Genomic DNA, 19,804 nt, shown 5'->3' with positions numbered 1-19,804 from the left:
TGTTCTGCGGGTTTAGAACCGCAGCAGCAGCCGGGTAAACACCGCCTCCTCCGCAAGCTGGCGCACATTGGCGCCTTCGGGGGTGCGCGTGATGCGGTGCAGCGCCTCCAGCTCCAGCTGCGCGGCCTCCGTCAGTTGCAGGCGGAGGCCGCCGCCGACCGAGGCCAGGCGCCTTGCCTCGCCCCCCGCGTCGCGCGCCCGGCCCTCGTCGCGGAACAGGTAGAATTGGCTGCCTAGCCCGCCGAGCGCCCCGGCCAGTTGCAGCTCCAGCGTCCCGGCCAGCGCCCGGTCCCCAGCGATCTGCCCGGCATGGAAGCCGCGCCCGAGCCGGTTGCCGCCGAGGTAGAACTTCTCCGCCGGCGGCAGAACATCGTGGCTCCACTGCACCGCCCCCGCGACGTGGGCGGACAGCATCCAGCCCGGCAGCGGCAGCAGCAGCGGCTGGGTTCGCGACGCCTCCGCCACCACCCGCGTGAAGCCGAAGTCGCTGCCGAGCCGGGCGCTGGTGCCGTGGCGGCCGTCGCTGGCGCCGAACGCTTCCAGCCCGCGGCTTAGCCGCAGCGTGAGGGTGCTGACGGCCGCTGCCGGGGCCCAGTCCAGCAATGCATCCCGCGCCTCACCCTCCAGCCCCAGGCGCAGCGCCCGCACGGCATCGCGGCTGGTCCGCTCGCGCGGCGCGTCCGGGGCCTGGCGCAGGCGCACCAGGCTTTCGAAGGCATCGAACTGCGCCGTCAGCGTCAGGTTGCGCGGCCGCGAGCGGACCAGCGGATGCGCCAGCGCCACCCCCGCCACCCGCGTCTCCCCGGCATAGCCCAGCGCCGCCAGCACCCCGCCCGGCGCCGCCCGCCCGGCGCCACTGAAGCCGCGCAGCCGCAGGCCGGAGCCGCCCAGGAACATCTCGGCGCCAGCCTGGCCGAAGCTCTGGCCATGGCCATCGGTCTGGAACAGTGCGAGTTGCCCGCTTTCGCCGCGCGACCCCAGCGCGTTGAACTGCCCCACCAGCAGCCCCTGCCAGGCGCCCGTGGAGGCATGACCGCGATTATCCAGCGTGGCGAAGCCGGAAGCCGCGCGCCGCGCCAGCCGCACCACCAGTTGCAGCGCGCCGGGAACACCCTCCGCCGGCCGCAGCAATCCGCTGGCCTCGATGCCCGGGATGTCGCCGGCCAGCAGCAGCGCGCGTTCCAGCGCCGCGTGGGGCAGGGGGCGCTGGCCGACCAGGGGTTCCAAGAAGCGCCGCGCCTGCCGCTCCGCCGGACCGATGCCGCCTTCGATGGCCAAGCCGGCGATGAAGCCCTCCGTCACCGCCAGCACCAGGTCGGCACCACCCGAGACGTTTGCGGTCAGTCCGGCTGCGACGGCGACATAGGCGAAGCCGGCGGCGCGGTAGGCGGACAGCACGGCCAGCCGCGCCGCCTCGATCTCCGCCAGCGTGGCGATGCGGTGCTCAAGCCCTGCAAATCCCGGCCGCAGCACCGGCGCATCCAGCGCCGTGTTGCCGGCCAGCCGCACCGCGCCCAACCGCACGCCGCGCTGCGCCCCTGGCCCGGTGGTCGCGCTCGGTTCCGGCGGCAGCAGCGCCGGGCCGAGCGCCGGGGCAGGGGCCGGCGCGACGCGTTCAATCAATCCTGGCTGCGGCGGCGGCGTGCCCTGGGCGAGACCCGTGACCGGCAGCGCAAGCGCCAGCCCGAAAACCCCGCGAAATCCCCGCGCCTTCACCGGCACCCCACAATCCAGGCGGGATCACCCTTGCGGAATTTCTATCCTAGCGTCAACGCCGCATCCGGGCCGGCGAGCAGCGGGATCGGTCCAAGTCCTGGGACATAGCGGAAGGGCAGGCCATAGACCTGTTCCAGAAGCGCGGTACCCAGCGCCTCGGCCGGCGGCCCGCAGGCGACCAGCCGGCCCTGCTCCAGCAGCGCGACGCGGTCCGCGACATAGGCGGCCTCCTGCAGATCATGCAGCACCGCCAGCACCGCCAGCCCCTGCCCGGCAAGGCGCCGCAGCCGGCGCAGCAGCGCGGCGCGGTGGCCGGCATCGAGGCTCGCGGTCGGCTCATCCAGCAGCAGGGCCGCGGGCATTCCGGCGCCATCGAGCTGCGCCAGCGCACGCGCCAGATGCACGCGCTGACGCTCGCCACCGGACAGCGTGGCGTGCGCCCGGCCTGCCAGATGCGCCACATCGGCCTCCCGCAGCGCCGCCGCGATGGCCTGCGCGTCGCGTGCCGCCTGCTCCGTGCCGTGCCAGGGCAGGCGCCCCAGCGCCACCACCTCCCGCGCCGGCATCGGGAAGGCGAGCGCGACATGCTGCGCCAGCACGGCGCGGCGCCGCGCCAGGTCCAGTGGGCGCCAGTCGCGCAGCCTCCTGCCGTCCAGCGTGGCAGTCCCGGCCTGCGGCGCCAGCTCCCCGGCCAGCACCTTGAACAGCGTGGACTTGCCCGCGCCGTTCGGCCCGGCCAGCACCAGCACCTCCCCGGCGCGTACGTCCAGCGAGACACGGTCCAGCAGCGTCCGGCCGCCGGCCCGCACGACGATGTCGCGCGCCGCGATCACGCCCCGGCCCGCCGCAGCAGCCACAGGAAGAAGGGTGCGCCGAGCAGCGCCGTCACCACCCCCACCGGCAGTTCCGCAGGCGCCGCCAGGCTGCGCGCGGCCAGGTCCGCCAGCACCAGCAGCGCCGCCCCCAGCAGCGCGGAGCCCGGCAGCACCAGCCGGTGGCCGGAGCCGAAGCCGAGCCGCAGCAGATGCGGCACCACCAGCCCGACGAACCCGATCAACCCGGTGAAGGCGACGCCGGCCGCCACCGCGACGGCCGCCAGCGTCACCGCCACCCGCTTCACCCATTCGACGCGCTGGCCGAGGTGGAACGCCTCCGCCTCGCCCAGCAGCAGCGCATCCAGCGGCCGGGCCAGCGCACACAGTCCCAGCACCGGCAGCCCGACCAGCAGCGCCACCACCGGCACCTGCTCCCATCGCGACCCGGCCAGGCTGCCCAGCGTCCAGAAGGTGATGTCGCGCACCTGCCGGTCATCCGCGGTGAAGATCAGCAGCCCGGTCAGCGCGCCGGCCAGCGCATTCACCGCGACGCCCGCCAGCAGCAGCGTGGCGACGCCCGTAACGCCGCCGATATGGCCGAGGCGTGCCATCACCAGCGTCGCCGCAAGCCCGCCGCAGAACGCCGCGACCGGCAGCAGCCACAGCCCGAGCACGCCCGCCGCCGCGCCGAACACGGTCCCGCCGAAGACGATGGCCGCGACCGCCGCCAGCGCCGCGCCGGCGGACACCCCGATCAGCCCAGGGTCCGCCAGCGGGTTGCGGAACAAACCCTGCATCGCCGCCCCCGCCGCACCGAGCCCCGCGCCGACCAGCGCCGCCATCAGCACCCGCGGCGCCCGGATCACGCCGAGCACCGCCGCATCGCGCCGGAACGCATCCGGCAGCTGTGCGAGCCCCACCGCATCCGCCAGCACCGCCAAAAACCCGCCGGGCGAGATGCCCGCCGGCCCCAGCAAGATCCCGGCCGCCATCGCCACCAGCAGCAGCAGCGCCCCGCCGCCCAGCACCAGGGACTGCAAAGGCCCTCTCTCCACAGAGGGAGGCGAGGGTTGGGTGAGGGGGGCCACCCGCGTCGTCAAACCCAATCCCGCTCCGCCAGCACCGGCAGCCTCGCGCCCGGATGCAGCAGCGCCGCAAGGTCCCGCCGCGCATGCGCCGCGCGCGGCCCGAATCCGAGCATGTAGCCACCTTCCAGCGCCACCAGCCTTCGCGCCGCCGCGGCCGGCGTCACCGCCAGCGCCGTGATCCGCAGCACCGCATCGATGCCGCCCGCCTCGGCGAGCGCATGGTCCATCATCACCACCGCCTCCGGCGCCAGGGCCGCCGCAGCTTCCGCGGAAAGCGGCCGGTAGCCGCGGAAATCCCCCACGCAATTCTCCGCCCCCACCGCCCGCAGCAGTGCATCGGCATGGGTGTCCCGCCCCGAGACCAGCGGCGCGCCGCGCGATGCCGACAGCACGAAGATCGCCCGGACCGGCCGCAGCGCCGCGACCGGCGCATCCAGCGCCCGCCAATCCTCGGCCACCGTCGCCGCCAGCGCCGCGCCATCACGCCCGAGCGCCCGCGCCACCGCCTCGATCTTGCGCACCACCGCCGCGCCGCCCGCGCCATCCGGCACCATGGACAGGGGCGCGCCAGCCGCCCGCAGGACCGCCAGCGCCTGGGGCGGCCCGGCCTCGTCCGATAGCAGCAGCAGGTCGGGGTCGAGCGAGATCAGCCCCTCTGGCGCCAGGGACCGCAGGTAGCCGATCTGCGGCAGGCGCTGCACCGGCACCGGGAAGCGGCTGGTGCTGTCCACCGCCACCACCTGTGCGCCGGCGCCCAGCGCGAACACCGTCTCCGTCACCGCGCCGCCGACGCAGACGAGGCGCGGCGCGGCTGCGTGTGCCGCCGAGGCCAGCGGAAGCGCGAGCAGCGCACGCCGTGGGATCATGCCGCGCGCTCGGCCGGCCAGGGAGAAGCGGCGACGGACTCCACCAGCCCGCGCCATTCCGGCAGTTCCGGCTTCCCCGGCTTGCGGGCGCCGAACAGCATGGCAATCACCTCCCCCTCGGCATCCATCAGCTCGATGGAGCTGACGTTGCCATCCTCCGTCGGCTTCACCACGCGCCAGGCCTCCGCCACGCCGGCCTCCCGCAGATGCAGGTTGAAGGTGGGGTCCAGCACGTTGAACCAGCCCGGCGTCGCGCGCAGGCGCGATACCGGGCCGGTGTGGATCTGGATGGCGCTGCGGTTGCCGACGAAGACCATGATCGGCACCTCGGCCTCCGCCGCGCGTTGCAGCGTTGCGATACCCGCCGCCGCCGGCAGATTCAGCGCCAGATCCTCCCCGGCGTTCAGGAAGGCCTGGCGCCGGCTGGCCTTGTGGCGGCGCAGCAGCGTGATGAAGTCGTGCGTGTCGCGCAGCGCCTGCCATTCTCCGCGCAACGCCGTCGCATCCACAAGCGTCTCCGCGGCCTTCGCCACCGGCTCCGGCGGCGCCATCGGCGGCAGGGCGGCGAGCGGCGTGGCGAATTCCGACACCACCTGGTCCCAGGCGTCGCGATCCGTCTCCGCGGTCGCGAACACCTTGTGCACCGCCGTGCCGTCGCGATCGAAGATCTGGAGCGAGGGCCGCTCACCGCCCAGCGCATAACCATGCGCCCAGCGCCCGGGGAACAGCCGCAGGTCGATATCCGGCCCCAGCACGAGGATGTGCCCCGGCCCGCTGCTCACGTCCTGGAAGGCGCCGTGCCGCTCATGCACCGCATTCTCGTTCCGCGTCAGCGCCATGATCCGCCCGAGCCGCGGCAGCGCCGCGAACAGCGTGCCCCAGTCCGGCTTCAGCGCGGTCGCCGTGCCGGTGGCGCCGGCCGCGACCAGCGCCGCCTCCGTCGTGCCCAGGCGCTGCGCCGCATCGCGCGCCCGCAGCGGCCCGTTCCGCAGCAGCTCCGCATGGCGTTCGTTCAAGCTCGGCATGATGGAAGATTCCCCCGGTTCAGAAACTGACGCGCAGCGCGCCGCGGATGTTGCGGCCGACATCGTAGAAGGGCGGCGCCGGGTCGCTGTTCCAGTTGGACCGCCGGTAGGCATGGTCGAACAGGTTGTCGACGGCGACGGAGAGACGGACATTCGGCGCGAAGTTCGGCGTCCAGGCCGCATGCAGGTCCACCAGCCCATAGCCGGAAGTCTGCTGCGCCACGCCCGGCCGGTTTGGCGCCCGGTCCTGTTCCGCCGCCGCCGTGATCCGCCCGCCCACGGTCACGCCCTGGTCGAGGAAGCGGTAGCCGGCGGACAGCGTCACCCGATGCGCCGGGATGGAGGCCAGCGGCTCATCCGTCACCAGATTGTCGCCCTTCAGTGCCGCCGCGCCGAGGCCGACATACCAGAGGCCCGCATCGTACTGCGCCTCCGCCTCCACACCCTCGATCCGCGCCTCCGCGACGTTGGCGGAGACGGTGGTGCTGCGCAGCACGGTCTGCTCGATGAAGTCGTCCACGTCGTTGCGGAAGGCCGCGACCCGCACCCGCAGCCGGTCGCCGTCCCGCATCACGTCGGAGAAGCGCAGGTTCACGCCGGCTTCCTTGTTGCGGGACACCTCCGGCCGCAGGTTGGGGTTCGGCACGAAGGTGTTGCCCGGGAAGTGCTGGCCGGCGACGTAGAGTTCCGTTAGCGACGGCGCCCGGAACCCCTCGGCGTAGCTGACATAGGGCTGCAGCCAGGGCGTCACCTGCCAGGCCAGCGAAACGCGCGGCGAGGCACGTTCGGAGCTGCGGTCGTTGCGGCCGTCCGGGCTCTCCTGCTCGAAGCGGTCCAGGCGCACGCCCGGCGTCAGGGTGAAGGCGCCGAGGCTGATCTCGTCCTGCACGAAGAAGGCGGTGACGGATTGCTCGGCGGAGGGGAACTGTGCCCGCGCCAGGCCGTTGGCGCGGCCCTCCTGCTCGTCCCGATAGACCTCCGTGCCGAAGGTCAGCGCATGCCGCGTCGGCCCGAGCCCGAAGCGGGAGGTGTTCTGCGCATCGAGGCCGATCGTCGTCAGTTCCGTCCGGTCGCGCACCCGCGCCCCCGTCAGCCGCTGCTCCGTCAGGTCCACATGGGTGCGGTAGAGCACCAGTTGCGGTGCGAACAAGGGCAGCGCCGGGTCCTCGTAGGACCAGCGAAAGGACAGGTTTTCCGAGACCGTGTCACGATCCGTGATGCCGGTGGTGGTCGCGGTGTTGGCCGAGATCGGGATTTGGTGGTCGTCGCGGAAGCGCAGCGCCGAGAGCTGGAAGCGATGGTTGCCTGGGTTCCAGCCGAGCTTGCCGAGCAGCGACACGGCATTGTCCCCGGTATAGGGAATGGTGGTGTCGCGCCCGTCGGTGAAGTTGTTGTTGGTGAAGCCCGCCACCGCGCCCAGCAGCGAAAAATCACCGGCCCGCGCGCCGAGCGCCAGGCTGCCGCGCGGCCCGCTGCCCTGGCTCTGCCAGCCGGCGCCGAGCGTGCCGCCGAAGGAAGCGCCGGGCAGCAGGATGTCCTCCACCTCGATCGTCCGCAGCGAGATCGCGCCGCCCAGCGCGCCCGAGCCATACAACGTGCTGGCCGGCCCGCGCAGCACCTCCACCTGGCGCAGCAGGTCCGGGTCGACGAAGGTGCGGCCGCGGTGGCCGGCATTGAAGTTGTTCCGCGCGCCATCGGTGCGCAGCACGATCCGTTCGTCGCCCAGCCCGCGGATCACGGGTTGCAGCGCGGTGGTCCGCGGCACGCCGGAGGATTCGACGCCGGGGATGTCGCGGATCAAATCCACCACGCTGCGGGCGTCGCGCCGCTCGATCTCCTCCCGCCCGATCACGGTGACCGGCGCCGCGACATCGCCGGAAACGGCGCGGGTGCGGGTGGCGGTGGTGGTGATGGCATCCAGCGCCGTGACGGCGCCGGGAGGGTTCGTCTGCGCCCCCGCCGGTGAGGCCGCCAACGCGAAGATCGCTGCGCTGAGGGTGGAGGATGCCAGTCGTGCGAAAGCCATGCGGGTGCTCCGGGTGGAGAACGGCCTGGCTGGCGCTGCGGCTGGCTTGGCGGGGACAGGGAAAGAAGGCGGTCGGGCTACTTGGTCAGAATCAACTTGTCGTTGCTGGTCAGCCGCAGGCGATAGGTCTCGCCCTGGTGCAGGATCAGCAATTCGCGCGCCCCACGCAGCAAGTCGGCACTCGGGACGCAGAGAGGTGACGGGTTGGGCGGCTCGGCGGATCGGTTGGTCAGGTGCTGGCTCATCGGGCAAATGCTCCTGCCGAACCTCTATCGCAACTGAGAGTCATTCGCAATACGCGAAAACGAAACGGACTGACCTCCTGGGGAGGCCAGGCCGCCGAAAAGCCGGCTTCAGCCGCCGCGCGGGCCCCGCGGCCGTCCACGACGGATCACCTGCGCGCCGCGCCCGCCGCGGCTTTCCGCCGCCAGCGCCAGAGTTGCGGAGGCATCCGCGGCCTCCGCCTCCTGCAGGGTCTCTGGCGGCGGCGCGGCCGGTTCGCCGGCCGCGGCGCCGAGCAGCGGCGTCAGCGTGCCATGCGTCTCGTAGAAGCCGCTGTCGGCGCGCTGCGCCAAATGCGGAACCCCGTCGATGCGGAAGATCCGGCGCTGCATGGTGAGGCGGGCCACCTGGTCGTCGGTGGCGGGGAGGAAGGCGCAACCCGCCGCGCGGGCTGCCCTGACCTGGTCGGGGGAGAGATCCATGCGCGCGGCTTAGCGCATCGCGGCGGCCTTGTCTTCCGGGCAGGCCGGAAACAGCGCCTCCGCCAGTTCCAACGCCAGCCGCGTCGCCTCGCTCTCCCGCTCCGCATGCCAGGCCAGCGCCACGCCGACCGCATGGATGGGGCCCGCCAGCGGGCGGAACGCGACCCCCGGCGGCCGCAGCCGCGCCATGCCGGCCGAGACCAGCGCCACCCCCAGCCCCGCCGCGACGAAGCCGAGCTGCGCCATGGCCGAGCCCACTTCGCGTTCCGCCCGCGGCGCGAAGCCGGCATCGCGGCAGGCGGCGACCATCGCATCCGAATAGGCCGGGCTGATCGCGCGCGGCAGCACCAGCATCGGCTCGTCCGCCAGCGCCGCCAGGTCCAGCGGCGCGGAGTCCGCCGCCAACGGATGCGCGGCGGGCAGGGCGGCCGCCAGCACGTCCCGCCCCAGGCTGCGCAGGCGCACCGGATGCCGGTCCCGGTCCAGCCGCAGCAAGGCGAGGTCCACCTCGCCACGGCGCAGAGCCTCCACCGCATCCGCCGTGTCCATCTCCCGCACCACGATCGCGGAAGAAGGTCGCGCCGCCTGAAGGCCGCGCACCAGTGGCGGCAGGTAGTCGAACAGCGCGGAGGTGACGCAGGCCAGCGCGACCGGCGCGTGACGACCGGCCCGCAATTCGCGCGCCAGCGCTTCCAGCTGCGCCGCTTCCTCCGCCAGCCGCCGCGCCAGCGGCAGCAGCGCCTCACCTTCCCGCGTCGGGCGCGCGCCCTTGCCGGTGCGGTCCAGCAGCTTCACGCCCAGCTCCCGCTCCAGCGCCTGGATCTGCGCCGTCAGCGGGGGCTGGGAAATGCCGAGCCGCGCGGCGGCACGACCGAAATGCCCTTCCTCCGCCACGGCGAGAAAGTGGCCGAGCCGGCGCACCAGACGGAAATCCATGGCGTTGAGCCTGTGACGCGATACCGAAACCCTATCGCGTTGCCACGCCAATCGGAATGGACGATGACGCAACCGGGGTTCACAAGACCCAGCCTGTTCACCACGGCAGTTCGAGGAAAACACGAATGAAGATGCATCCCGTGAAGGTCCATCCTTCCAAGGCGCTGCTCGCGCGCGAGGACCAGCTGGCCTGGAAGATGGCAGGCGTCGCGACCGACAAGGTGGCGGTGCCGAAAGACACCGCCGGCATGATCATCAACCGCATCATCGACAATGCCAGCGTCGCCATCGCCGCCATCAACCGCCGCCCGGTGGTCTCCGCCCGCGGCATGGCGCTCGGCCACATGAAGAAGGCCGGTGGCGCCACCGTCTTCGGCGTGAAGTCCGGCCAGACCGTCTCCCCCGAATGGGCCGCCTGGGCGAACGGCACCGCGGTGCGCGAACTCGACATGCACGACACCTTCCTGGCCGCGGACTACTCCCACCCCGGCGACAACATCCCACCGGTTCTGGCGGTAGCGCAGGCGATGGGCCGCAGCGGCCGCGACCTGGTGCGCGGCCTGGCGACGGCCTACGAACTGCACATCGACCTGGTGAAGTCGATCTGCCTGCATGAGCACCGGGTGGACCACATCGCCCATCTCTGCCCCGCCGCCGCCGCCGGCATCGGCACGCTGCTCGGCCTGAAGCAGGAGGTGGTGTTCCAGTCGATCCAGCAGGCGCTGCACACCAGCGTGTCCTTCCGCCAGTCCCGCAAGGGTGAGATCAGCTCCTGGAAGGCCTATGCCCCCGCCCATGCCGGCAAGCTGGCGGTGGAAGCGGTGGATCGCTGCATGCGCGGCGAGGGTGCGCCGAGCCCGATCTACGAAGGCGAGGACAGCGTCATCGCCTGGGTCCTGTCCGGCCGCACGCAGGCCGATAGCCAGGGCCGCAAGACCGTCTTCGACCCAGTGTACTACGAGGTGCCACTGCCCGAGGCCGGCGAGCCCAAGCGCGCCATCCTGGACAGCTACACCAAGGAACACAGCGCGGAGTATCAGTCCCAGGCGCTGATCGACCTCGCCTTCCGGATGCGGGAGCAGATCCAGGACATGGAGGCGATCGAGAAGATCGTCATCCACACGTCGCACCACACGCACTACGTGATCGGCACCGGCGCCAACGACCCGCAGAAGATGGACCCGAAGGCGAGCCGCGAGACGCTGGACCATTCCATCATGTACATCTTCGCCGTGGCCTTGCAGGACGGGCGCTGGCACCACGTCGACAGCTACGCCCCGAAGCGCGCCGGCCGCGCCGACACCGTCCGCCTCTGGCACAAGATCGAGACCACCGAGGATCCGGAGTGGACGGCGAAGTACCACTCCCGCGACCCGGAGGTGCTGGCCTTCGGCGGCCGCGTCGAGATCCTGATGAAGGACGGCTCGAAGCTGGTCGATGAGTTGGGCGTCGCCAACGCCCACCCGAACGGCGCGCGTCCCTTCGGGCGGGAGGAGTACATCAACAAGTTCCGAATCCTGACCGAGGGCATCATCACCACGCGGGAACAGAACCGCTTCCTCGAACTGGTGCAGGACCTGCCGAAGCTGACGGCGGAGGAACTGGCCGGGCTGAACGTGGTGCTGCCGGCGGGCACGCTGGCGGACGCCAAGCCGGGCATCTTCTGAGCGGAGGACACGAGAGATGACCGAACCCACCCTCTACAAGGGCCTCGTCGGGGTCTACGCCGACGTCTCCGCCGTCTCCAAGGTGATGCCGGAGACCAACAGCCTGACCTATCGCGGCTATGCCGTGCAGGACCTGTGCGAGGAGACCGACTTCGAGCAGGTGGCCTACCTGCTCTGGCACGGGGAACTCCCGACCGCGACGCAGCTTAGGGAGTTCCAGGCGGAGGAACGTGCCAACCGCGCCCTGTCGCCGGCCCTGCTGCGCGTGCTGCGGGAATTCCCGGCCGAGGCACACCCGATGGACGCCATCCGTACCGCCGTGTCCTTCATGGGCATGGAGGACCCGGAGGCGGCCGACGTGTCCGATGCCGCACAGCGCCGCAAGGCGATGCGCATGTTGGCGAAGCTGCCCACCGCCGTCGCCGCGACCAACCGCCTGTCGAAGGGCCGCGAGCCGATCGCGCCCGACCCGAACCTGCCCTTCTGCGAGAACTTCTTCCACCTGGTCTTCGGCAAGGTGCCGCAGCCCGAGGTCATCAAGTCCTTCGACGTCTCGATGATCCTCTACGCCGAGCACACCTTCAACGCCTCCACCTTCACCGCGCGTACCGTCACCTCGACCGGTGCCGACATCCACGGCGCCATCACGGCCGGCATCGCCGCGCTGAAGGGGCCGTTGCATGGCGGTGCCAACGAAGCCGTGATGCACATGTTGAAGGAAGTCGGCTCGCCTGAGGCGGCGGTGGACTGGCTGGAGGGCAAGTTCGACCACCGCGCCCTGGTGATGGGCTTCGGCCACCGGGTCTACAAGTCGGGTGACTCGCGCGTGCCGACGATGACCAAATACGCCGAGAAGATGGCGGAGGTCGTCGGCGACCGCCGCTGGATGGAGACCAGCCGCGTGCTGGCGCGCCAGATGCTGGAGCGCAAGAACATCCACCCCAACCTCGATTTCCCGGCAGGCCCTGCCTACTACCTGATGGGTTTCGACATCCCGATGTTCACGCCGATCTTCGTTTGCTCCCGCATCACCGGATGGGCCGCGCATGTCTTCGAGCAGGCCGCCGACAACCGCCTGATCCGCCCGCTGTCGCATTATGTCGGCCCGGACCAGCGCCCGGTGCCGCCAATCTCCGCACGCGGTTAACCACTTCGCGTCACGCGGCGGTGCCGCCGCGTGACGCTTCCGCACGGCCGCGCGCCACGCCGCGCATCCTTCGAACCACCGTCGCTGCACAGGCCTTGCACAAGCGTGCACGGCTTTCGTGCGATTCCGTTTGACACGCAGCATGCGCACACGGATAGCGTGACGTTGCACGCATCGCTTGACGCGATTCGCGCAGCGCCTCGCAGCCATCCTGTAGATGGCGACGGGCGCTGCGCCGCACGCAGGCGAGGCACGCACAGGAAGGATCGGTCCATGGACCGCAGGCTCGTGGAGCAGGGCTTCGTGCAGCGCACGAACCTCTCCGCACCGCCGCCAGATGCCATCGTGGCATTCGGGCACGGCGGGAGAGAGGCCGAGAGGACGCCGCGCGACATCACGTCGCAGCAGCGTCCCACCGGCGCCGGCGCGAGACGGACAGCGGCTGCGACGGCACGGCGCGAGACGGGAATCGCGCCCTCCGTGGAAACCGGACGTTCCGACCTGGCTTCTAAAGTGCGGCGCGGCGCAAGCCGGGCAGCCCGTCTGCACCAACACGGCACCATCACCGGAACCGAGCGGAGACCCTGACCACCATGACCGACATCAACGACACGATCGCGACGGACGAGGCCGCGCCGCGCGCCCAGCCGATGGCGATGGCCGCCGCGCGCAAGACGGCGAAGAAGCCCGCCGCCAAGAAGCCGGCCGCACGCAAGCCCGCCGCCAAGGCCGCGACGACGCGCAAGCCCGCCGCGAAGAAGGCCGCGCCGAAGAAGGCTGCGACCACGAAGAAGGCGGCGCCGAAGAAGGCTGCGCCGAAGAAGGCCGCAACCGCGAGGAAGGCGGCGCCGAAGAAGGCCGCGGCCGCAAAGAAGCCCGCTGCTCGCAAGGCTGCCGCGCCGAAGAAGGCCGCGCCGCGCAACGCCGCAGCCGCCAAGAAGCCGGCCGCCCGCAAGGCCGCCGCGCCGAAGAAGGCCGCCGCCGCGAAGAAGGCCGCGCCGCGCAAGGCCGCAGCCGCCAAGAAGCCGGCAGCCCGCAAGGCCGCCGCGCCGAAGAAGGCGACCGCCGCGAAGAAGGCCGCGCCGCGCAAGGCCGCCGCACCGCGGCCGACCGCTGCGGCCAAGGCCGCGTCCTCCGCACGCTCGGAAGCCGCCCGCAAGGGTGCGGCAACCCGCGCCGCCCGCAAGGCCGCTGCCGCCTCTGCCGCCTCGGAAGCGCCGGCCGCGCCCGCGACCGAAGCCAGCACCTGAGGCTTCGGCTCACGTCGAAAGGCGCCGTCCGCATCCGCGGGCGGCGCCTTTTTCATGTCCAGGACCGGACCGCATGATCCCCCGCATCCACTTCCTGCCGCCGCAGGACAGGCACCGGCTGGCGCCGCTGCTGGCGCTCTACGCTGCCGAGATGCGCGGCGTGCTGGCGGGCGCCGCCATCGCGACGCCGGAGGCGCAGGCGGCGTTGCTGGCCTCGCATCCCGCGGCCGAGGTGCTGCTGGCCGAGGATGAAGCCGCCATGCCGCTCGGCTTCGCCATCCTGTTCGACCTGCCGGAGGTGGTCTTCGCACGGCGCTGCGGGATGCTGGACGACCTGTTCGTGCGCCCCGCCTCGCGCGGCCAGGGCCTCGCCCGCGCTTTGATCGAGGCCGCCGTTGCGGAAGGCCGCCTGCGCGGCTGGAGCCACCTGCGCTGGATCGTGCCGGAGGATGATGCCGGTGCCATCGCGCTATACCAGCGCATCGCCACACGCGCGGACTGGCGCAGCTACGTCATCCGCCTGGATGCTGCCGCCTCGCTCTGATCAGCCGAACGTCTCCAGCAGGTCATCCACCTGCGCCGCATTCAGCGCCCGGACGCCCGGCACGCCGCGCAGCACCAGCGCCAGCCGCGCCGCCTCCTCCAACTCCTCCGCCGCATGCACCGCCTCGGTGAGGCTGGCCCCACTTACCACCGGCCCGTGATTGGCCAGCAGCAGCGCCTTCGCAGCGCGCGCCGCCGCATGCACCGCCGGCTCCATCGCCGCATCGCCGGGGCGGTAATAGGCCACGCAGGGCAGGCGGCGGCCGATGCGCATGACGAAATAGGGCGTCAGCGGCGGGATCTCCGCATCGCCGCCCTCGGGTGCCAGGCAGGAGATCGCGGTGGCGTGCGTCGAATGCAGGTGTACCACGGCGCCCGCCTCCGGCCGCGCGTCCAGCACCGCGCGATGCAGGAACACCTCCTTCGAAGGCTTATCGCCGGACAGATGCGCCCAGTCCGGGCCGAGCTTGCTGATCCGCTCCGGGTCCAGCCGGCCAAGGCAGGAATTGGTCGGCGTCATCAGGTAGCCATCGGGCAGCCGAACGCTGACGTTGCCGGCGGTGCCGACGCTGTAGCCGCGGTCGAACAGGCTTTTCGCCAGTTCGCAAAGCTGCGTCCGCAGCGCTGCCTCAGCCATGCTCGAAGGCCTTCAGGAAGAAGTCGCGGCCGCCGAAATTGCCGGACTTCAGCGCCAGGTGGATGCCGGTGGGCGCGGCGAAGGTCCACGGTACGCCCGGGTCGATCTCCGCGCCGATGCGCAGCTGCTGCACGCCGAGCCGCGACACCACGGCGCCGGAGGTCTCTCCGCCCGCCACCACCAGCCGCCCGACGCCACGCGCCACCAGACCCGCCGCGACGGCCGCCATCGCATCCTCCACCAGCACGCCCGCCGCATCGCGCCCGAGCCTCGCCTGCAAGGCCGCGACCTTGTCCGGCGGCGCGCTCGCCGCGATCACCACCGGCCGGTCGGCCGAGAGCTTGCCCTGCACCCATTCCAGCGCCTGCGCGGCCAGCGCCGCGGCATCCGGCAGCGCCAGCGCATCCAGCTCCAGCACCGGCACATGGTCCCGCGCGAAGCCGATCTGCCCGAGAGTCGCGCGCGAGCAACTGCCCGCCACCACCGCGCACATCCCCTGCGGCGCCGGCAGTACCGCCGCATCCGGCCGCTCCGGCAGCAGCCCGGCGGCGCGGAAATTCGCCGGCAGGCCCATCGCGATGCCTGACCCGCCGGTGATCAGCGGATGCTTCGCCGCCGCCTCGCCGATCGCCAGCAGATGCGCGTCGGTCACCGCATCGATGATGCCGTAGCGCCGGCCACCCTCTGCCAGCCGCGTCATCGCATCGCGGATCGCACCCGCGCCACGCTCCACCACCGCGAAGGGCACCAGCCCGACCGAGCCTTCCGTCTGCCGCCCGAGCACGCGCACCAGGTTCGGGTCGCGCATCGGCGTCAGCGGATGGTTCTCCATCCCGCTCTCGCTCAGCAGATGGCTGCCTGCGAACAGGTGGCCCTGGTAGATGCTGCGGCCATTCGCCGGGAAGGCGGGGCAGGCCAGCGCGAAGCCGGCGCCCAGCCGCTTCAGCAGCGCATCGGCGACCGGGCCGATATTGCCCTCATCCGTGCTGTCGAAGGTGGAGCAGTATTTAAACAGCAACTGCCTGGCACCGGCCGCCAGCAGCGCTTCCGCCGCCGCCAGGCTCTGCGCCACGGCATCTCCCGCCGGGATGGTGCGCGACTTCAGCGCGATCACCACCGCATCGGCCTCCGGCAGGGCGCCATTCGGGACGCCGATGACCTGCACCGTGGTCATGCCGTGCTTCACCAGCATGGAGGCGAGGTCGGTCGCTCCGGTGAAATCATCAGCGATGCAGCCGAGCAGAAGGCTCATTGTTTCACTCCCCAGGCAGTCATGGCGGCGGTGGCAGGCACAGCACATCGGCGTGGCCGATCCGCACCGCCAGCCGCTGTAGCCCCGCCTGCGCCCGGCGGTCCATCGCCCAGTCCAGCAGCTTCAGGCGTTCCCGCCGCTCCCGGCTCATTGCCGCCTGCGCGTGGCCGCTGGCGACCGCCGCCGCCATCTCCGGCGCGCGCCTCGGGATGCGCCAGTCGCTCGGCGCGCGCTGCACACTGTAGCCATGCGCCGCGAAGGCGGCGGCGAGGACAGCGGGCGCCCGTGCGCCCAGCGCGATGCCGCCGAACCCCTTGTCACGCTGCTGGTCGCGGGCGAAGCCGCGATTGACCAGCGCATCGGCGGGATGCGGCGGATCGAAGCGTTCGCGCCCGGTCACGTTCAGCGCGGCGTAGAAGGGCAGGCGGTGCCTCGCGCAGCCTGCGGCGATCCGGGCAATCCAGTCCTCCGACACCAGGTCGCACAGCGCGGTGTTCACGACCGCATCCACCTGGTGCAGCGGCAGGCCGGACGGTGCGTCCCGCAGATCCGCGATCAGTCCCTCCACCCGCCAGGCGCCGCCCGGCGCATGCACCAGCAGCGTCTTGCGGGAGGCGAAGGTGGCGGGCCAGCCCCGGTCTTCGGCATGGTCCGCCGTGGTAGCAAAGGCGCGGCTGAGCAGCCCGCCATCGGCATCCACCAGCGTCCAGGCCTGCGCCCGCCCGATCACCGGCGCCAGCCAGCGCAGCAGGGCCCCGGTGCCGGCGCCGAGGTCCATGATGCGCGGCCGTGCCGGCAGTACCGCCGCCAGCGCCTGCGCCAGCCCCAGGTTGCGCGCGGCCGCGTCGTGCGGCTCGCGTAGTTCCAGCCAATCGCCGTCGAAGCTCTCGGCCATGCTCAACCCGCGGCCTTTTCGAGTTCAGCCAGGAACGCCGCCGCGCGATCATCCCAGCGCGGCAGCTTCTGGCCGGCCGTCCACGCGGCTTCTGCCATCTCCGCACGCAGGTCGGTGTCGAAGATGGCGCGGCGCATGGCGCGGGACAGGGACACGTGGTCCCCCGGCGGCGAGACCACCCCGGCCTCCATCGGCACCACCTCCGCGATCGCGCCGCCGGCGGTGATGGCGACGGGCACGCCGCGCGCCAGCGCTTCCGCCGCCGCCATGCCGTAGCCTTCCCAGTGGGTCGCCAGCGCGAACAGGTCGGCGCCGGCCCACAGCGCGTCCAGCGCCTCCCCGGTCACCTCGCCCGCGAAGGTCACGCGTGCTGTGAGCTTCAGTTCCTCGACCAGCGCCAGCAGCCCCTCCGCATGCACAGGGTCGCGCGGCGGGCCGACGATGGTCAGCGACCAGTCCAAATCCGCCAGCATCCCCAGCGCCCGCAGCAGCACGTCATGACCCTTGCGCGGCACCAGCGTGCCGATGGCCAGGATGGCGCAGCCCGGCCCGCCAGACCCGGCGCTGCGCGGCGCCGGATCGGTGCCGGGCTCCACCACGCCGACGCGCGCGGGGTTCGCGCCGAATTCCGGCTCCAGCCGCCGCGCCGTCAGGTTGCTGGTCGCGACCAGCCGGGCGAGGCGCGGAAACAACGCCTGCTCGGCCTCGCGCAACGCATCCCGTACCGGCCCCGGGTTGCCATGCTCCAGCGCCGTCGGGTGATGGATCAGCCCGACGGCACGGCGCCGCTCCAGCGTCTCGATCAGCGGCGCGAAGGCAGGCAGGCCGAGGCCATCGATGACGATGCGCGCATCCTCCGGCACCGCATCCAGCGCATCCCGCGCGCTGGCGAACGCCGCCTCATCCGGCAGCGGATGCGCGCCGGCCAACTCGACCACGCGCACCTCGTGCCCCAGTCCGCGCCACCCGGCGACAAGGCGCCGGTCATAGCCATAGCCGCCCGAGATCGCCTCGAACGGCGCCGGGACGAGAAAGTGAATCAGCAAGGTCAAACCGGCCCTTCGAACGCCGCCCAGGCGATGTGGCTCTCGCGCAGCAGGATCTTCAACCCGGTCACCGCCTTGCCGCCATCGCCCAGCACGCCGGTACGGCAGGCCTCCGCCAGCAGGCCGTGGATGTGCAGGCAAAGGTATTCGGTGGTGGTGTTCTTGCCGGCGAAGACCGGCTCGGAATCCAGGTTGCGGTAGTCCATCGGCGCCAGGATGGCGCGCAGATGATCCTTCGCCAGGCCGATATCGACCAGCAGATGCAGGTCATCCAGCTTCGGCGCGCGAAACTCGGCTTCCACCACGAAGGTCGCGCCGTGCAGGCGCTGCGCCGGGCCGAAGGCTTCGCCGCGGAAGGAATGCGCGATCATGATGTGATCGACGACCGTAAGGCTGAACATCGGCAGGCTGGACATGCGGTGACTCACTCTATGGATAGATGACGACGGGGCAGAGCGGCTGATGTGCCCCCGATGGTGGCGACAGCAAGGCACCCAGTGCATTCGGCAGATCGGCGAAGGCGGTCTCCGGCCCAAGCAGCGCATCGAGCCGTGCATCCGCAAGCAGGTCCAGCGCCAGCGCCAGGCGATCGCCATGCGTGCGCCGCCCGCGCATCGCCGGCGCCACCTGGCCGACCTGCGTCGAGATCAGCGCCAGCCGCTTCGAATGGAACGCCTCGCCCAGTGGCAATTCCACGCCGCGATCGCCGAACCAGGAGGCTTCGATCACGCGACCCTCGAAGCCGCAGCGCGACAGTGCCAGGCGCAGCCCCTCCGTGCTGGCGGACGCATGGATGACCAGGTCGCGATCCCCCGGTACGTCTTCCGGCGCGCAGAACGCCGCACCGAAGCTTTCGGCGATGGTGCGACGCGAGGCGTCGAGGTCGCAGACATGCAGGTCCAAACCGGGCATCCGGCCGAGCAGGTACGTCACCAGCAGCCCGACCACGCCGGCACCGATCACCAGCACCCGTTCGCCCACCAGCGGCCGCGCATCCCACAGGATGTTCACCGCGGTCTCCATGTTGGCCGCCAGCACCGCGCGCCGGTCCGGCACCGCATCCGGCACGGGGATGCACATGGCAACGGGTGCCACGAAGGCATCGTGGTGCGGGTGCAGGCAGAACACGCGCCGGCCATGCAGATGCGCCGGCCCCGCCTTCACCGTGCCGACCGCGGCATAGCCATAGGACACCGGCGCCGGGAAATCCCCGTATTGCAGTGGCGCCCGCATCGCCGGCCACAGGCTTTCCGGCACCCGCCCGGCAAACACCAGCCGTTCGGTCCCGCGCGAGATGCCGCTGGCCGCAGTGACCACCAGCGCCTGGTCGGGGCCGGGGATTTCCAGCTCGTGCTCGCGCAGCTCGGCCTGGAACGGGCCAGTGATCCACAGCGCGTTCGCCTTCATGCCACCTGGTTCCCCGGCTTGACGCGATCCAGCGCGATGTCGAACAGCATGTCGTCCCCGATCACATGCGGCGTCCAGCGGAAGCGCAACCCGTCGCCGATGCAGGCGGCCTCCGGCAGGGTGAAGGCGGGAATGCCGGACCCCAGGATCACCGGCGCCACCGTCAGGTGCAGCCGGTCCAGGCAGCCGGCGGCGAGGAAGGCGGAGACGGTGCGTCCGCCGCCCTCCACGAAGATCCTCCCGAGTCCGCGCGCGGCAAGGTCGCGCAGCAGCCCCGGTAAATCCGGCTGCACCAGCACCTCTGCCGCGCCGTGGCGCGCTTCGCCGGGCAGTGACGTGACCAGCAGCGTCGGCGCCGCACCGTCCGAAAATACCTTGTGCGTCACGGGCAAACGGCGTTGCGGGTCCAGCACCACGCGCACCGGGTTCGGCCCCGCCACCTCCCGCGTCGTCAGGCGCGGGTCGTCGTGGTGGACGGTGCCGGCGCCCACCAGCACCACATCGCACAGCGCCCGCAGCCGGTGCGTGTGCAGGATATCGCCACGCCCGCCGATCCATTGCGAGGCGCCGTTGGCGCAGGCGATGCGCCCATCCAGCGTCTGCGCCAGCCGGCCGAACACGACGCAGCCATCCGGGGTCACGGGCGGCACCAGCAACGGCGCGAACAGCGCCGCCAGCGGGCCAACTCCGGGCGCGCCACGGCGCCGCGCATCCAGCAGCGCGGTCCACTCGGCGTCGGCAATGGCGGAATCATCAGGCATGCGCGGGGCATCCCATGCCGCAA

General features: G+C 71.9%; 21 protein-coding genes. 5 read left to right on the top strand and 16 right to left on the bottom strand.

The annotated features are described in order from the left end of the window. Positions 1–12: 12 nt before the first annotated feature. The 9 genes from ACLF3G_RS03830 to ACLF3G_RS03790 all read right to left on the bottom strand — a co-directional run bounded on the left by ACLF3G_RS03830 (position 13) and on the right by ACLF3G_RS03790 (position 9,176). Positions 13–1,722, bottom strand: a complete 1,710-nt coding sequence (locus ACLF3G_RS03830; protein WP_430667993.1) for a ShlB/FhaC/HecB family hemolysin secretion/activation protein — start codon at positions 1,720–1,722, stop codon at positions 13–15. A 35-nt stretch (positions 1,723–1,757) separates the two neighbouring features. Then, on the bottom strand, positions 1,758–2,549 hold the full coding sequence (locus tag ACLF3G_RS03825; protein WP_430667992.1) for a heme ABC transporter ATP-binding protein: 792 nt from the start codon (positions 2,547–2,549) through the stop codon (positions 1,758–1,760). Then, positions 2,546–3,571 (bottom strand): FecCD family ABC transporter permease, encoded by a 1,026-nt coding sequence (locus ACLF3G_RS03820; RefSeq protein WP_430667991.1) that lies wholly within the window; start codon positions 3,569–3,571, stop codon positions 2,546–2,548. The genes ACLF3G_RS03825 and ACLF3G_RS03820 overlap by 4 nt, the downstream gene beginning before the upstream one ends. Before the next feature lie 56 nt (positions 3,572–3,627). Further along, positions 3,628–4,485 (bottom strand): heme/hemin ABC transporter substrate-binding protein, encoded by an 858-nt coding sequence (locus tag ACLF3G_RS03815; RefSeq protein ID WP_430667990.1) that lies wholly within the window; start codon positions 4,483–4,485, stop codon positions 3,628–3,630. Then, positions 4,482–5,501 carry a hemin-degrading factor gene (locus ACLF3G_RS03810; RefSeq protein WP_430667989.1) on the bottom strand — a complete coding sequence of 340 codons (1,020 nt, stop codon included), beginning with the start codon at positions 5,499–5,501 and terminating at the stop codon, positions 4,482–4,484. The genes ACLF3G_RS03815 and ACLF3G_RS03810 overlap by 4 nt, the downstream gene beginning before the upstream one ends. 28 nt (positions 5,502–5,529) lie before the next feature. Further along, the gene (locus tag ACLF3G_RS03805; RefSeq protein ID WP_430667988.1) at positions 5,530–7,536 is read right to left on the bottom strand and encodes a TonB-dependent hemoglobin/transferrin/lactoferrin family receptor; all 2,007 of its coding nucleotides are present in this window, start codon (positions 7,534–7,536) and stop codon (positions 5,530–5,532) included. Positions 7,537–7,613: 77 nt separating this feature from the next. After that, positions 7,614–7,781, bottom strand: a complete 168-nt coding sequence (gene hemP / locus ACLF3G_RS03800; protein WP_430667987.1) for a hemin uptake protein HemP — start codon at positions 7,779–7,781, stop codon at positions 7,614–7,616. Positions 7,782–7,889: 108 nt separating this feature from the next. Then, a complete protein-coding gene (locus tag ACLF3G_RS03795) occupies positions 7,890–8,240 on the bottom strand; it encodes a hypothetical protein (RefSeq protein ID WP_430667986.1) in 351 nt (116 codons plus the stop codon). 9 nt (positions 8,241–8,249) lie between these two features. Continuing rightward, positions 8,250–9,176: a LysR family transcriptional regulator gene (locus ACLF3G_RS03790; protein ID WP_430667985.1), complete on the bottom strand. Its 927-nt coding sequence runs from the start codon at positions 9,174–9,176 to the stop codon at positions 8,250–8,252. Positions 9,177–9,301: 125 nt separating this feature from the next. On the opposite strand from ACLF3G_RS03790, the gene ACLF3G_RS03785 reads away from it, so the two are divergent. From ACLF3G_RS03785 to ACLF3G_RS03765, 5 genes are all read left to right on the top strand, one after another. Further along, the gene (locus ACLF3G_RS03785; RefSeq protein WP_430667984.1) at positions 9,302–10,843 is read left to right on the top strand and encodes an MmgE/PrpD family protein; all 1,542 of its coding nucleotides are present in this window, start codon (positions 9,302–9,304) and stop codon (positions 10,841–10,843) included. Between the two features lie 16 nt (positions 10,844–10,859). After that, positions 10,860–11,990 carry a bifunctional 2-methylcitrate synthase/citrate synthase gene (locus ACLF3G_RS03780; RefSeq protein ID WP_430667983.1) on the top strand — a complete coding sequence of 377 codons (1,131 nt, stop codon included), beginning with the start codon at positions 10,860–10,862 and terminating at the stop codon, positions 11,988–11,990. A gap of 273 nt (positions 11,991–12,263) precedes the next feature. After that, a complete protein-coding gene (locus ACLF3G_RS03775; RefSeq protein WP_430667982.1) occupies positions 12,264–12,578 on the top strand; it encodes a hypothetical protein in 315 nt (104 codons plus the stop codon). A gap of 5 nt (positions 12,579–12,583) precedes the next feature. Continuing rightward, positions 12,584–13,240: a hypothetical protein gene (locus ACLF3G_RS03770; protein ID WP_430667981.1), complete on the top strand. Its 657-nt coding sequence runs from the start codon at positions 12,584–12,586 to the stop codon at positions 13,238–13,240. Between the two features lie 73 nt (positions 13,241–13,313). After that, positions 13,314–13,784, top strand: a complete 471-nt coding sequence (locus tag ACLF3G_RS03765; protein ID WP_430667980.1) for a GNAT family N-acetyltransferase — start codon at positions 13,314–13,316, stop codon at positions 13,782–13,784. On the opposite strand, the gene ACLF3G_RS03760 is transcribed toward ACLF3G_RS03765, so the two are convergent. Genes ACLF3G_RS03760 through ACLF3G_RS03730 form a run of 7 tightly spaced genes read right to left on the bottom strand, consistent with a single transcriptional unit; the run spans position 13,785 to position 19,781 of the window. Then, positions 13,785–14,420, bottom strand: coding sequence for an aldolase (locus ACLF3G_RS03760; RefSeq protein WP_430667979.1), 636 nt, complete (start codon positions 14,418–14,420; stop codon positions 13,785–13,787). After that, positions 14,413–15,672 carry a 3-oxo-tetronate kinase gene (otnK, locus tag ACLF3G_RS03755; protein ID WP_430667978.1) on the bottom strand — a complete coding sequence of 420 codons (1,260 nt, stop codon included), beginning with the start codon at positions 15,670–15,672 and terminating at the stop codon, positions 14,413–14,415. Before otnK ends, ACLF3G_RS03760 begins: the two co-directional genes overlap by 8 nt. A gap of 19 nt (positions 15,673–15,691) precedes the next feature. After that, entirely contained in the window at positions 15,692–16,567 is an 876-nt protein-coding gene (locus tag ACLF3G_RS03750) for a class I SAM-dependent methyltransferase (RefSeq protein WP_430667977.1), read from the bottom strand. Between the two features lie 2 nt (positions 16,568–16,569). Next, the gene (locus tag ACLF3G_RS03745; RefSeq protein ID WP_430667976.1) at positions 16,570–17,613 is read right to left on the bottom strand and encodes a glycosyltransferase family 4 protein; all 1,044 of its coding nucleotides are present in this window, start codon (positions 17,611–17,613) and stop codon (positions 16,570–16,572) included. Between the two features lie 2 nt (positions 17,614–17,615). Continuing rightward, entirely contained in the window at positions 17,616–18,029 is a 414-nt protein-coding gene (locus tag ACLF3G_RS03740) for a 6-pyruvoyl trahydropterin synthase family protein (protein ID WP_430667975.1), read from the bottom strand. Between the two features lie 13 nt (positions 18,030–18,042). Further along, positions 18,043–19,020, bottom strand: coding sequence for a zinc-dependent alcohol dehydrogenase (locus ACLF3G_RS03735; RefSeq protein WP_430667974.1), 978 nt, complete (start codon positions 19,018–19,020; stop codon positions 18,043–18,045). Continuing rightward, the gene (locus tag ACLF3G_RS03730; RefSeq protein WP_430667973.1) at positions 19,017–19,781 is read right to left on the bottom strand and encodes a RibD family protein; all 765 of its coding nucleotides are present in this window, start codon (positions 19,779–19,781) and stop codon (positions 19,017–19,019) included. The genes ACLF3G_RS03735 and ACLF3G_RS03730 overlap by 4 nt, the downstream gene beginning before the upstream one ends. Positions 19,782–19,804 lie beyond the last annotated feature (23 nt).

Origin of the sequence: Falsiroseomonas sp. HC035, assembly GCF_050563525.1 — a bacterium.
Taxonomy (GTDB): Bacteria; Pseudomonadota; Alphaproteobacteria; order Acetobacterales; family Acetobacteraceae; genus Falsiroseomonas.
Note: the sequence above shows the minus strand (reverse complement) of the source record. Positions and strands in the feature narration are given on the sequence as shown.

Bases quoted from the DNA above. Each gene is read 5' to 3' on its own strand.
- ACLF3G_RS03815 (WP_430667990.1), bottom strand. From the start codon at position 4,485: ATGATCCCACGGCGTGCGCTGCTCGCGCTTCCGCTGGCCTCGGCGGCA.
- ACLF3G_RS03805 (WP_430667988.1), bottom strand. From the start codon at position 7,536: ATGGCTTTCGCACGACTGGCATCCTCCACCCTCAGCGCAGCGATCTTC.
- hemP (WP_430667987.1), bottom strand. From the start codon at position 7,781: ATGAGCCAGCACCTGACCAACCGATCCGCCGAGCCGCCCAACCCGTCA.
- ACLF3G_RS03795 (WP_430667986.1), bottom strand. From the start codon at position 8,240: ATGGATCTCTCCCCCGACCAGGTCAGGGCAGCCCGCGCGGCGGGTTGC.
- ACLF3G_RS03790 (WP_430667985.1), bottom strand. From the start codon at position 9,176: ATGGATTTCCGTCTGGTGCGCCGGCTCGGCCACTTTCTCGCCGTGGCG.
- ACLF3G_RS03785 (WP_430667984.1), top strand. From the start codon at position 9,302: ATGAAGATGCATCCCGTGAAGGTCCATCCTTCCAAGGCGCTGCTCGCG.
- ACLF3G_RS03780 (WP_430667983.1), top strand. From the start codon at position 10,860: ATGACCGAACCCACCCTCTACAAGGGCCTCGTCGGGGTCTACGCCGAC.
- ACLF3G_RS03775 (WP_430667982.1), top strand. From the start codon at position 12,264: ATGGACCGCAGGCTCGTGGAGCAGGGCTTCGTGCAGCGCACGAACCTC.
- ACLF3G_RS03770 (WP_430667981.1), top strand. From the start codon at position 12,584: ATGACCGACATCAACGACACGATCGCGACGGACGAGGCCGCGCCGCGC.
- ACLF3G_RS03765 (WP_430667980.1), top strand. From the start codon at position 13,314: ATGATCCCCCGCATCCACTTCCTGCCGCCGCAGGACAGGCACCGGCTG.
- ACLF3G_RS03760 (WP_430667979.1), bottom strand. From the start codon at position 14,420: ATGGCTGAGGCAGCGCTGCGGACGCAGCTTTGCGAACTGGCGAAAAGC.
- otnK (WP_430667978.1), bottom strand. From the start codon at position 15,672: ATGAGCCTTCTGCTCGGCTGCATCGCTGATGATTTCACCGGAGCGACC.
- ACLF3G_RS03750 (WP_430667977.1), bottom strand. From the start codon at position 16,567: ATGGCCGAGAGCTTCGACGGCGATTGGCTGGAACTACGCGAGCCGCAC.
- ACLF3G_RS03740 (WP_430667975.1), bottom strand. From the start codon at position 18,029: ATGTCCAGCCTGCCGATGTTCAGCCTTACGGTCGTCGATCACATCATG.
- ACLF3G_RS03735 (WP_430667974.1), bottom strand. From the start codon at position 19,020: ATGAAGGCGAACGCGCTGTGGATCACTGGCCCGTTCCAGGCCGAGCTG.
- ACLF3G_RS03730 (WP_430667973.1), bottom strand. From the start codon at position 19,781: ATGCCTGATGATTCCGCCATTGCCGACGCCGAGTGGACCGCGCTGCTG.